The organism is Nostoc sp. UHCC 0870 (assembly GCF_022063185.1).
Taxonomy (GTDB): Bacteria; Cyanobacteriota; Cyanobacteriia; order Cyanobacteriales; family Nostocaceae; genus Trichormus.
In genome coordinates, this window is record NZ_CP091913.1 from 792,978 (window position 1) to 806,348 (window position 13,371).

At 37.7% G+C, this 13,371-nt stretch carries 10 protein-coding genes; 9 read left to right on the forward strand and 1 reads right to left on the reverse strand.

The window, feature by feature from the left end; all coding sequences use genetic code 11:
* Positions 1 to 37 precede the first annotated feature (37 nt).
* The 8 genes from L6494_RS03390 (at position 38) to L6494_RS03425 (ending at position 11,148) form a co-directional block, all read left to right on the forward strand.
* Positions 38 to 3,310 (forward strand): PfaB family protein, encoded by a 3,273-nt coding sequence (locus L6494_RS03390; protein WP_237991450.1) that lies wholly within the window; start codon positions 38 to 40, stop codon positions 3,308 to 3,310.
* A 55-nt stretch (positions 3,311 to 3,365) separates the two neighbouring features.
* Positions 3,366 to 4,988: a PfaD family polyunsaturated fatty acid/polyketide biosynthesis protein gene (locus L6494_RS03395; protein ID WP_237995783.1), complete on the forward strand. Its 1,623-nt coding sequence runs from the start codon at positions 3,366 to 3,368 to the stop codon at positions 4,986 to 4,988.
* A gap of 160 nt (positions 4,989 to 5,148) precedes the next feature.
* Positions 5,149 to 6,513: a phthiocerol/phthiodiolone dimycocerosyl transferase family protein gene (locus L6494_RS03400; protein ID WP_237991451.1), complete on the forward strand. Its 1,365-nt coding sequence runs from the start codon at positions 5,149 to 5,151 to the stop codon at positions 6,511 to 6,513.
* A 245-nt stretch (positions 6,514 to 6,758) separates the two neighbouring features.
* Positions 6,759 to 7,067 (forward strand): acyl carrier protein, encoded by a 309-nt coding sequence (locus tag L6494_RS03405; RefSeq protein WP_237991452.1) that lies wholly within the window; start codon positions 6,759 to 6,761, stop codon positions 7,065 to 7,067.
* A 175-nt stretch (positions 7,068 to 7,242) separates the two neighbouring features.
* The gene (locus tag L6494_RS03410; RefSeq protein ID WP_237991453.1) at positions 7,243 to 9,120 is read left to right on the forward strand and encodes a hypothetical protein; all 1,878 of its coding nucleotides are present in this window, start codon (positions 7,243 to 7,245) and stop codon (positions 9,118 to 9,120) included.
* A 96-nt stretch (positions 9,121 to 9,216) separates the two neighbouring features.
* Positions 9,217 to 10,227, forward strand: a complete 1,011-nt coding sequence (locus L6494_RS03415; protein WP_237991454.1) for an NAD-dependent epimerase/dehydratase family protein — start codon at positions 9,217 to 9,219, stop codon at positions 10,225 to 10,227.
* Between the two features lie 381 nt (positions 10,228 to 10,608).
* The gene (locus L6494_RS03420; protein WP_237991455.1) at positions 10,609 to 10,845 is read left to right on the forward strand and encodes a hypothetical protein; all 237 of its coding nucleotides are present in this window, start codon (positions 10,609 to 10,611) and stop codon (positions 10,843 to 10,845) included.
* A gap of 36 nt (positions 10,846 to 10,881) precedes the next feature.
* Positions 10,882 to 11,148: a hypothetical protein gene (locus L6494_RS03425; RefSeq protein WP_237995785.1), complete on the forward strand. Its 267-nt coding sequence runs from the start codon at positions 10,882 to 10,884 to the stop codon at positions 11,146 to 11,148.
* 26 nt (positions 11,149 to 11,174) lie between these two features.
* On the opposite strand, the gene L6494_RS03430 is transcribed toward L6494_RS03425, so the two are convergent.
* Entirely contained in the window at positions 11,175 to 11,963 is a 789-nt protein-coding gene (locus tag L6494_RS03430) for an ADP-ribosylglycohydrolase family protein (protein ID WP_237991456.1), read from the reverse strand.
* A gap of 270 nt (positions 11,964 to 12,233) precedes the next feature.
* Between L6494_RS03430 and L6494_RS03435 the strand changes: the two genes are divergently transcribed.
* The gene (locus L6494_RS03435; protein ID WP_237991457.1) at positions 12,234 to 13,316 is read left to right on the forward strand and encodes a class I fructose-bisphosphate aldolase; all 1,083 of its coding nucleotides are present in this window, start codon (positions 12,234 to 12,236) and stop codon (positions 13,314 to 13,316) included.
* Positions 13,317 to 13,371: the final 55 nt, after the last annotated feature.

The window sequence follows — 13,371 nt, forward strand, 5'->3', positions numbered from 1 at the left end:
AATTGAATAAACACATAACACTTTGAGGAGCTAAGTGGTGGAAGAGTTTACACAAAATAAAATTACCAAAATAGCAATTGTAGGTATGGATTGCTATTTTGGTGGTAATTGCCAAGGATTAGATAATTTTGAACGCAGTATTTATGAAGGAAAACAACACTTTATTCCCGTACAGACTCAAAGATGGGAAAAGAAAATTTCCACATTAGGTGCATATATTCAAGAGTCTGAAATTCATAATCTCAGGTTACAAATACCACGAGAGGATGTAGACAATTTCCATCCTCATGAACTTTTGATGCTCAAGGTAGCTGATAATGCTCTTAAAGATGCAGGCTTGTCTCAAGGGAGCAGAATCGCAGTAATTATCACTACTTCCAAAGCACTTGCTCTGCCTCATCTACAAAGCAATGGGCAATTAGAAACTACTAAAGGTAGTGAATACCCAATTTATCTAGAAAATAAAATTGCTGACTATATTGCCAAACTGTGCAATTTTACTGGACCTACATTCACATTAACTGCTGAACAAAATTCTGTTTTCAAAGCGTTAGAAATTGCCCAAAAATTACTCACAATTAAAGAAGTAGATGCTGTTTTAGTGGGTGCAGTCGATTTGCTAGAAGGTAGTTCTAGTGTTGCGCTCCAAAATGAAACAGCAAAAGTCAATACAGGCGTAAATACTCTTAGTTACGATCAAAACGTCAATGGCTGGATGGTAGGAGAAGGTGCTGCGGCTGTGGTGTTGAAACTCCACGAAACAGCAAAACAAGATAACAATCGCATCTATGCAGTAATTGATGCTCTCAGCCTGATAGAAGATGCAAAATTCAAAATTTACTCACTTCCTCCTACCCCAGATGCTGAAGCTGTAACACAAGCTTGTCAAAAGGCTTTTTGTTTAGCAAATATCCAACCCACAGACATCAACTATTTAGAAGTTGTAGGTAGTGGTATTCCCCAACAAGATGAGTCAGAAATTCGGGGTTTACTCCAAGCCTATCGGACAGGTGAAGCCAGTCTCAGTTGTGCAATAGGTAGTGTTAAAGCCAATATCGGCCATACCTACGCCGCATCAGGAATAGTTAGTCTAGTTAAAACAGCACTCTGTTTGTATCACCGTTACATTCCCGCAGTTCCTCAGTGGACTAGTCCCAAAATGCCAGAAGTTTGGCAGGATAGCCCATTTTATGTGGCTACTGAATCGAAACCCTGGTTTTTAGAAACAGGAGCTACCAGAAGGATAGCAGCTATTAACGGCATGGAGATGGATGGGAGTTATGCTCATTTAATTTTGTCAGAGGAAATGAGTCAAACGACTTACAGCAGCAAATATTTAGAGCAAATGCCTTATTATATGTTTGCGATCGCTGCTGATGATCAAGCAACTTTATTAGAGCAAATCCATACTCTCAAGCAAACTATCGAAGATTGCTCTTCTTTAGCATCAGCCGCCAACCTCACTTTTACAGCTTATCAACAGCGTCAGCAGTCTACTTATGCTCTAGCCATTCTCGGACGGAATCAAGATGAATTAACACGAGAAATTCAACGCGCAATGGAGGGTGTTACTGTTGCTTTCGAGACAGGTAAAGACTGGCTAACTCCTCTAGGTAGTTACTTTACAGCCCAACCATTAGGTAAACAAGGTCAAGTAAGTTTTGTTTATCCTGGTTCATTCAATTCTTATATAGGATTAGCTCGCAATCTCTTCCGCTTATTTCCTGATATCTATGATGATCTAGTAATTAAGAGCCTTTATAAACGTGTCGCGAATATAGAGAAACTGCTCTATCCCAGAAGCTTGAAAAAACTTTCTAAAAAGCAACTAGAAGTTCTGGAACAGAAATTAATAGATGATCCCATAACTATGCTCGAATCTGAAGTCGGTATTGCTGGACTAATGACGAGCATTTTGAGGAATTATTTCCAACTGCAACCCCAGTCTGTCTTTGGCTATAGCCTGGGTGAAAATAGCATGATGTTTGCTCAAGGTATCTGGAATGAATTCAATCAAAGTAGTGAAGGCTTAAATACATCTCCGCTGTTTAAAACTCGGCTATCTGGCCCTAAGAATGCAGTGCGTGAATATTGGGGTTTGCCCTTAATGCCAGATGATTACCAAGACAAAACATTTTGGAGTAATTATGTACTTTTATGTCCAGTATCACGCATTCAAGAAGCTCTTAAACAGGAAAATCGTGTTTATTTGACTTTGATTAATACACCAGACGAGGCAGTAATTGCAGGTGAGACAGAAGCTTGTCAGAGAGTGATTCAAGCCCTAAATTGTCATGCTCACCATACCCCCATCAACCATGTGATTCATTGCCAGCCAATGCACTCTGAGTACAATGAACTCGTTAAAATCAACTCCTTAGCTGTTCAAAACGTACCCAATACTATTTTTTATTCTGCCGCAGAATACGCACCCATTACTCTTAACAGTCAGTCTATTGGTCACAATATTGCTAAAACTCTATGCCAACATTTAGACTTTCCCAAGTTAATTAACAGCGTCTACAATGATGGCAGCAAAATATTTATTGAAGTAGGTGTTGGTAGCAACTGTTCAAGATGGATTGGTGAAACTCTTAAACAAAAATCACATCTTGCAGTTTCTCTTAATCGCAGAGGTATGGACTCTCATACTTCTATTTTAAGGGCGTTATCCAAGCTCTTAAGTCATCGAGTGAATCTGGATTTATCACCGCTATATTCTCCTCTAAATTTAGATAATTACAAAACTAGCAACACATCCTTTAAGGTCAAAAATCAGCCCATTATCGAACATGATTTTTCCCCCTTGCTAATTAATACTGCTCCTCAACAGCAGGATGAATTACTGATATCTAGGCAGGCTGAACAAGTTAATTTTGCTGTAAATCATAACAGTATTGGATCTGTGCAAACGAACTTAAAATTTAACGTGGTTTATGAAGATATGCAAACCCAAAGTTATCAGACAAATGGTAATCAATCTCTTGGCTTATTAGAACGCGATCGCCTAGAGTCGGGCGTAACCTATCGTGATTTTAAAGCCGATGATCATCTAAAACATGAAGAAGTATTCATTCCAGCAGGAGAAGATGAGCCAAATCCTCTTAATTATGGCTTAGATATACACAAATCTGTTGATGAAAACTCTTTACCAAATTTACGTAGTCTCTACTATCAAAAACTCAAAGAAAACGTTGATAGCATGACTAAAGCTCATGCAAGTTTTTTACAGAACCGACAGGAATCTCTAAACCAAATTAGCACTATTATTCAGCAACAGCTAGCTTTGTCATACAAATTATTTGAATGAGAGGTTGAAATAAGTGATTGTCACAAATAATTCACCAAAGCACTATCATAATTCCTTGAAAATACTCAAAGGTTTTGATAGTCAAAAACAAGTTTGGCAAGGTTCATTAGATACTTTATCTTTTGACGAGAGCGGGATAAAATTAAAGATTTTGAATTTAGATAAACCATGTTATGTTCTAAGAATAGATGGAAAAATAGGTGTTACTAATGACGGTACTTGGATTCACTCTAATCATGGTAAAACTGAAGAAATAGAATTACTAATAGCCGTTCCATCTCTGACAAGTCAACAGCTAGGTGATCCAAATTTTTTGAGTTTCCACAATGTGAAATATGCCTATACTGCTGGTGCGATGGCTCATGGGATTGCTTCCGAAGAACTAGTGATTGCACTTGGAAAGCAAGGCATTTTGAGTTCTTTTGGTGCTGGTGGATTAGCTCCTGCTCGTGTTGAAACTGCTATTAACCGCATTCAACAAGCTCTACCCCAAGGGCCTTACGCTTTTAACTTACTCCACAGTCCTAGTGAACCAGCTATTGAACGCAGAGTTGTTGATTTGTATCTTAAATATCAGGTAAGAACAATAGAAGCATCTGCTTTTTTAGATTTGACTGAAAACATTGTTTATTACCGAGCAGCTGGACTAAGTTTAAATTCAGCAAATCAAATCGCCATCAATAATAAAGTTATTGCCAAAATTTCTCGGAGAGAAGTAGCAACTAAATTTTTACAACCTGCTCCTACAAAAATTCTCAAGCAATTAGTACAGCAAGGTCTAATTAGCGAATTACAAGCCAATTTAGCAGCAAAAGTCCCAGTGGCTGATGATGTCACCGTTGAAGCAGATTCTGGTGGACATACAGATAATCGTCCTCTCGTTTGTTTATTATCTTCCATCCTGGAATTGAGAGATAACATTCAAAGCAAATATTGTTATGAGCAGCCAGTCAGAATTGGCGCAGGGGGAGGAATTGCAACTCCACAGTCAGCACTAGCGGCTTTTATGATGGGGGCTGGTTATGTTGTAACTGGTTCTATTAACCAATCTTGTATTGAAGCTGGTACTTCTCAACACACTAAGCAATTGTTAGCTCAAGCTGAGATGGCTGATGTGATGATGGCCCCCGCCGCAGATATGTTTGAAATGGGTGTAAAAGTACAAGTTCTCAAAAGAGGAACTTTTTTCCCTTTACGCGCCCAAAAACTGTTTGATTTATACAAAAGCTATGAATCAATTGAAGACATTCCATTAGCTGAAAGAGATAAGTTAGAAAAACAAGTTTTCCAAAAGAGTTTAGATGCAGTTTGGCAAGAAACAGTAGCTTATCTTTCCCAACGTAACCCTGTGAAACTTGCCCAAGCAAGCAATAACCCTAAATTAAAGATGGCTTTGATTTTTCGCTGGTATCTTGGTCTATCCTCTCGTTGGTCTAATTCGGGTGAACCAGGTCGAGAAATGGATTATCAAATCTGGTGTGGGCCAGCGATGGGTAGCTTCAATGATTGGGTAAGAGGCTCATATTTAGAAATACCAATTAATCGAAAAGTAGTTGATGTTGCTCACCATATTATGACAGGGGCTGCTTTTTTATACCGCATTCAAAGTCTAAAGTTTCAAGGGCTACAAATGCCAGATAACTATAGTCAATACTTTCCATCAGAGATGAAAGTTTAGAGTTTGTCTAGGTTTACCAGTAAACTCCCAATCACGATTAACTTTCTTTAGGAAGCCTAAATAATATGTGAAAAATTTTCATTAATGTAGTAAGGTAGGGTGAACAAAATCTGTGTGTATCTCAAAAATTAAATCTGATGCCTGTAGGAGCTAAATTAATATGAGTTACGACAGAAATTTGGGGCAGCTTGAGCAAGCTATGGAAGTTTTAAATGCTCGTGCCAAAACGTGGAATGTAGTAACTATTAGTCGGATTAAGGGGTGTCTTGAAGAAGATATACTGAGATCATCTCTACACATTATTCAATGTCGTCACCCTAGGCTTAACTCACGCATAGTGAGCTTAAAAAATAAGCTTGCATTCCAAACTAAAGGAACTCATAAAATACCTTTGCGAGTTGTTAAAATTTTAAATTGTGAACAATGGACAGAAGTATTCAATGAAGAAATGAATCATGCAATACCTAGTAGCAAATATCTAATAAGAGCAGTTCTAGTTCAGGTTTTAAGTAATCCACGAGTCAATTTTTTAATAACAACTGCACATCATGCGATCGCCGATGGGTTATCATGTATCCAACTTCACTCAGAAATTCTCACTTACTATCAAAAATTTTCCACTGGTGAAGCAATCCAGCCATTGATTAACTTAACCCCTCTCCCGCCCATAGAGAAACTAATACCCCAATCGAAGCAGGGTTTAAAAGGGAAGATAAGTAGCTTGCTTTTTTTATTGAATGTGGCTTTTCAGAAAGTTTGGTATCGGCCGGATACATTAGGCTTTGAAAAATATTTACCCATCGCCAAGCGTTATAGTGAGATTGTTCATAGGCAACTTAACGAAGAGTTAACCCAACAGTTTATTAATCGTTGTCGACAAGAAAATACAACAGTGAATAGTGCTTTATGTGCTGCCATGATGTTTGCAGTTGCACAAAAATTAATTAAGGAGAATAAAAAAAATCTGCGCCTAAGTTGCTTGACATACCTTGATTTAAGAAAACACATTAAACCTGCTGTTTCTGATGAAAACATGGCTGTTTTAGCTACGTCTAACATGGGTTTATATAGCATAAATAAAACTACATCTTTTTGGCAAGTTGCACGAGAAGTAAAACAAAATTTAGACGTTAGTATCAAGCAAGGTAATATCTTTAAAATGATATTGATTGCTAAATACCTTATGGACTTTTGCTTTATCTATCCTAAAAAAGTAGCTGCTACAGTATCTGTTTCCAATGTTGGCAAAGTAAACATCCCCAAAGTTTATGGAGAATTAGAGCTAGAAGAAATCAGTTTTGCTGGTACTCATGCTTTATATGGAGGAGTCTTCATTCTCCATACATCAACTTTTCAAGGAAAGATGTTGTTAAATTTTGTCTGTTCTCGTCCTTCTATTAGTGAAGAAACAATGGAAGCTCTGGTAAATAATTTTATCAGCTACATTTTGAATGTTTCTCATTCCCAGTATAATCATTGCTTGTTTGATATCCAAGAAAAAGATTATTACCCAGTAAAACAATAATTAAACTTTTCTCTGATATTCATCTTGGTGTCAATATTACTAGGACTTACGCAACCGGCATATTTTTTATGTAGGGTGTGTGACGCTGCGAAAATATTTAAACGTAGTCATGATACTTATAGCGTCACGCACCAAGAATCGATTGTGACACTTGCGTAAGTCCTGATTACTATACTGGCAAATTTAACAACTTCAGGGTTAATTTAAATACTGCTGCTATTAGCCAATAAATTAGAGGTACATGAATGAGTCAGCATATGCCTAGTAATACAACTAATAAACTCGATTACACAGCAGAAGAAATTCAACGGTGGCTAGTCTCTAATATTGCTACACAGATGGCAATTCAACCTGATGAAATAGATCTTAAAGAGCCTTTAGATAGCTATGGTTTGGATTCTGTACAGGCAATCATGCTTGTTAAAAAAGCAGAAAAATTATTGGGATTTAACATTTCACCTATGCTACTTTGGCATTATCCTACTATTGAATTGCTGGCTGAACGGTTAGAGGAAGAATTGGCAACTTCAGAATCAGAAACTTTTCAAATTTAAATACTTTTTAACCCGCATTTCTCACAAACAGTAGGGGCTATTTGAGCGGAATCTTCATGAATGATTCGAGTATATCTGTGAACCCGCCCCTACAGACTCTGGACTGAGGTTGCAAGAATTGATGAGAGATACTGTAAATTATTTTTATTTTAAAATTTCGGGAGATTTTGCAAATATGAACGCATCAGAATTGGTAGCAAACCTGAATCAACAGGGTGTTCATCTGTGGGTTGATAACGACAAACTAAATATTCGTTCTCCCAAAGGAGTAATCACACCGGAAATTCAAGAAACATTGATTGCCAAAAAATCAGAAATTCTGGCTTTTGTACGGGAAATGGATGTTGCTACAAAATCTGCATATATACCTTTAACGCAAGGATTAAGTTTGCACACTATTGGATGTTTAATCGGAGGTTTTTCTGATAAATCAAGCGAGGATTATCAGCCACCAATCATTGATGCAAAAGTTATGGCTCAAAGGCTGATAGTGACATTTAAACCCTTACCTCCTACGTACAAAAAGCAAGAAGTATTAAAATTTCGTCAGGAATTGGAAAAGATACTCAAAAATTATGGAGTTAAAATTTTACCTTGGGAAGAAGCCACACAAGAATTTGCTTATGATATATCTATTCCTGTAATTAATCAAAAGAAAACTTTCAAATTGAGAGGAGTTAAAGCAGCAGTTAATGCAGTTATTGATGTAGAAAATCCTCCTTCATTGTTGAGAAACTTAGGTATTTTGGTAGCAGAGAATTTTTATAAATTTTATTCTCAAGTGATTTTAAAAAATCGCACAATTCCTGTGGTTAAAATCGCTAAATTGAGCAGTTGGGCAGAGGAACACGCAGCGAAATATGTGGAAGATCCTACTAATACACAAGTGATAATTATTACTGAAATAGACAATAATTTTATTAACCCTAATATATCATATAAACAAAAGATAAATATTGGATTGAAAACTTTAGTCAGGACATTTTCAGAAATTGTTATTGGAGTTTCAAATGATAAAATTTCTATATTAAATATGAACCTTTCTGACTCTATTTTTTCAAAAAATGAGATGAAAGAGTTTGTTTTGAAATCACTAATTCCTAAAGTTTTTGTCCCAATTACCCCTCTTTTACTGAGCCAATTTGAATTAGGAAAGTACAATCCTCAACAATCTAGTTATGCTGCAAACTTAGTAAAATTGGGACAACAGCTAGCATCAACAGGTTTATTTCCATCTGGTTTTAAGCTAGATGACGTAATTAAAAGAAAATCTCATCGAGATATTGTCAATGTCATAGTCAATGGCAGAACAGGTGTTTCTTATGGTTTCGTCGCCTATGCTGAACCTCCACAATATGTAGGAGCGACAGAAATAACTACAAATGAATGGGAAAATCTTTTACCTATTGAAGGGTTTAGTAATGATGAGATTCGTCGGAATGAAAACAATAGGCGTTATATCAGAATTAAAATTGGCGAAGAATATTTATTTAAGCAAATTCCTGATATTTGGTTAGTAAGTTCTCGCTCAGGTGCAAATAAAACAGATTTAAATCTCACTAATGACATTCTCCGTATTGGCTTGAAAGAAAGGTTATTCTTAGAACTACCAGAAGGTATTCAACCTGATGTTGTAGACATTAAACCTTCTTATGATATTTATGTCATGCTTGCTATTACTTTAGCGGCAGCTTTATATACACCAGAATTGATTAAAAATGGTGCGCCAATTGTCCATTTTCACGGCTACCCTGCATTTGAATGGTTTACAAATAATGAATGGTGTGTTGGAGTAAATAATCCTTCTGTACCTTGTGGTACTTATGAATCTGGGGTGTTCAATTTTCTAGGTATTTCTAGTTTAGCTAGCAATACAATGAAAACTATAGATTTAGTTAGTTTAATAGAACCAGATCATGGCACAAATTTTATAGCCAGTAATATTGACTATTTAGTTGAAAGATTAAAAACTGGGTGTACAGAAGGTCAAATTGAGCTAGGTGGAAAACATTTTGCTTCGTTGAAAAGTAACCTTAGTAAATCCCAAGTTTAAATGAATTTGAGAATTTATAAAGTATGAGACAGATTAAGCATTTATGCAAGATGTCTAATATGTAGATTTTGTTGAAATTTGAATTGTAACCTATCTATGAAACTATCAGATTGCACACTGCTCATTTCTGGAATTGATGATTTTGTTGGTTTCCGAACTGCTGAACTAGCTATAGCACAGGGAATGAAAGTTCGTGGGTTGCAAAGTTCCGCAGATAATGCCAAAAAAACACAAAATTTAGGTGCTGAGGTAATTTTTGGTAGCATTACTGATCCTGTGACTGCTCAAAAAGCTTGTCACGGAGTAGATATTGTTTTGCATACTGCTGAACTTGCCGAAGAAGTTGGTTCAATTAAGAAGTTTCGACAGATAAATGTTGATGGCACTATTAATATTTTCAATGCTGCTAAAAACGCTGGAGTGAGAACTTTTTTACATCTCTCTAGTGTGATGGTTTATGGATTTAACTATCCTAATAATGTTACAGAAGAATTTCCTCTTTCTGCCCATAATAATCCTTACTGTCTAACAAAAATAGAAGCTGAAGAAGCATTATTAAAATTAAATACATCTCCAGATGTTGGCATGATTATTATCAGAGTAGGGGATGTTTATGGGACAGGAAGTATTCCTTGGGTAGTCAGACCATTACAGTTGATGCGTCAAAAATTATTTGCCTATATCAATGATGGGAAGGGAGTCTGTAACCACGTATATATAGATAACTTGATTGATGCCATATTTCTTGCCATAGAAAAAGAAGCACATGGAGAGATTTTTAATATTACTGATGGTAAAGAAACTTCTTGGAAAGATTATTTTACTTATTTGGCAGAAATTGCAGGTTTACCTGTCGATTATCCTTGTTTGCCAAAAGATGAACTTAAAATGCTAGTAAAACTACGCCATCAAGGACAGAAACTGTTTGGTAAAAAAGCCGATATTGTCCCAGAATCTCTAGATTTTATCAGTCGCCCTTATGCTTATTCTATTGCTAAAGCCAAAACAATCTTGAATTATCAACCTAAAATTGATCTGCAAGAAGGTATGCGGCGTACTCAGGAATGGTTGCAGAAAACGGATATACTAACTTGTCGAAGTTTGTAGTAAGGACTTTAGTCCTTGAAAACTCAGGACTAAAGTCCTTACTACGAACCGTCAAAACTAACATAAGGGGTGAGAGAGTTTAATCTACTTTGCCCAAAAATGAAATATGCGTTATCTAGAGACCTTGTAGAGACGGAGCGATGCTCCGTCTCTACCCGGATTTCTCACAAGATTCTTGCAACCTCATCCCAAAGCCTGTAGGGGCGGGTTTAGCGAGATAGTCATGAGTAATTGAGCTTATCTGTGAACCCGCCCCTACTGTTTGTGAGAAATGCGGGTCTACTGCTGTAATTGTGTTGATTGATTAATTATTCCCAATAAATTAGGCACAAACAAGAAAAACGTGCAAATATAAAGAAAAGCTTAAGAGGTTAGAGACTCATGATCACTATCAAAATGATGCAGCAGCTTTGGGCTGTAATCGAGTCTACTAATGTCACTACTTTACTCCAGTTTGATGATATGGCTCTAGTACAATTGCTCCTCCAGCAATTAAAAGCCAAGCAGGGACTTGATGCACAGGCAGATAGTGGTCTTAATACCTACATAACATCTAAACTGCCTCTAATTCGAGATACTGCTGAAAGCCGATTATCTTTAGGCGCAGAGAATCATTAACGCCAAAGTTGCCCAAAATTTGCCCAATAAAATATGATGAATCACTGGCTAAGTATTGCCCTTGTAGCTTATCTAATGGGAGCGGCGATTGAGGGGGTAAGTACAGCCGGCCAGCTATCTCATTCATTGCCGGAATTCACCAAAAATAGGCAAAACCAGGGATCAGAGTCTGCTAATCCACTCAAGGAGAACTGGCGTATTTTTGTTGCCATTGCCTCTGTAAGTGTTTGTGGGGCTTGCTTTTGGCCTTGTCGCCTACTCCACCGTTTAATTAAAGGAAACAGTTCATCTGAGGACTCGTAGATAAATTTTTATATTTCTGTCAATGCTTAATTTATATAAGTATACATAAATTTCTCTGTAATATTACATAGATGTTCATTGAGATGAGATAAGGTTTGTTGAGCGATCGCTTGTGGGACACTTCCATAATATGCTTGAGCAATACCCCCTGTAATACAAGCGATGGTGTCGCTATCACCACCAATGGACACGGCATTGCGAATGGCATCTTCAAAGTCAGTTGATTCTAAAAAGGCGATAATTGCTTGGGGGACAGAACCCGGACAAGTAGCATCGTATTGATAAGTGGGGCGAATTTGGTCTAGGGTAAGTTCTAGGTTGTAACCAAAGGTCGTCTGAATATAGGATTTAATCGCTGGTTGATCATAACCTGTGCGGGCAAGAAAGATGGCTGCTGCTGTAGCTTGTGCGCCTTTAATGCCTTCTGGATGGTTATGGGTAACTTCTGCACTGTGTTTGGCTACTTTTAACACAGTCTCTAGGTCATTGAAGGCAAAGGCAATGGGACTAACTCGCATAGCTGCACCATTACCAAAGCTGTTGTATGGTTGTTTGCTGTTAGATTTTGCCCAGTTGCTAAAGTTACGACCGTACCCGGCATACTTGTAAGAACTGTAGTACCACTTGAATTGATCAATGTATTTACTACTGGTGGGGAATTGGTCGGTGTGGAGGATGACATCTGCTACCGCTACTGTTAACACCGTATCATCAGTGAAGCGGCACTGTCTGTCAAAGAGGGGGAAATTTTTAGTTTTGATACTTTTGCCTTCATAGACTGAACCAATGATGTCACCTGCGATCGCACCCAGCATATTTGTCTTTGATGTGGTAGTATTAGGCTGGTTTTTCCAGGCAAACTACACCGTTGTAGTTTGGTACACCTTCAAGACATCGCTTGCTTTTGTGTAGAAGCACATTACCTTCTATCCAATGTACTTGCAAGTGACTGGCTTAAATCAGTGTAGTATCAGTTCATCCTGGCAACTCACCTAATTGATTGTTGAGATTTACTTTATCACCATCTTTCAAGCTAAATGCTATCTTAAGGGCAAAGTCATTTGCTCAAATGAGAGGAAACTGCTATGACTGCAACGCTCTTAGAAAATACTTCTATTGAGTCATTGCTAGGGGAAGAAGCTGAAAACCTACTCACATACAAAGCCAAAGTTTCTCAAGATTTACTGCATTTACCGGGGTCTGACATTATAGATCGAGTTTGGTTGCATAGCGATCGCCATCCGCAAGTATTGCGTAATCTCCAGCAACTTTATGCTACAGGTCGTTTAGCAAATACAGGTTATCTCTCAATTCTCCCAGTAGACCAAGGGATTGAACACTCAGCCGGTGCGTCATTTGCAGCCAATCCAATTTACTTTGACCCAGAAAATATTATCAGATTAGCGATCGCCGCAGGTTGTAATGCTGTAGCTACAACCTTGGGGGTATTGGGTAGTGTCTCGCGTAAATATGCCCACAAAATCCCGTTCATTGCCAAAATAAACCACAATGAACTATTAACTTCTCCCAATCAATTTGACCAAGTATTGTTTGCTGATGTCGAACAAGCTTGGAATTTAGGCGCAGCAGCAGTAGGCGCAACCATTTATTTTGGTTCGGAACAGTCTACCAGACAAATTCAAGAAATCAGCCAAGCTTTTAAATACGCCCATGAATTGGGAATGGTGACAATTCTTTGGTGTTATTTGCGAAATAACGCCTTTAAACAAGACAAAGATTATCACGTTGCGGCTGACCTCACCGGACAGGCGAATCATTTAGGTGTCACCATTGAAGCCGATATCATTAAACAAAAACTCCCAGAAAATAATCATGGCTATGAAGCAGTAGCTAAAGCCACTGGTGAAAGTTACGGCAAAATTGATCAACGGATGTACACAGAATTAACAACCGATCACCCTATTGATTTAACCCGTTATCAAGTATTAAATTGCTACTGCGGACGTGCAGGGTTAATTAATTCTGGGGGAGCGTCTGGGAAGAATGATTTTGCTGAAGCAGTCCGTACAGCCGTTATTAATAAACGTGCTGGTGGTACAGGCTTAATTTCTGGTAGGAAGACTTTCCAAAGACCCTTTGAAGAAGGGGTGAAACTGTTTCACGCCATTCAGGATGTTTATTTATCTCCAGATGTGACAATAGCTTGAATGAGTGGTGAGTGCTGAGTGCTGAGTGCTGTTAGCGGAAGCGCGGCGTTTAGCC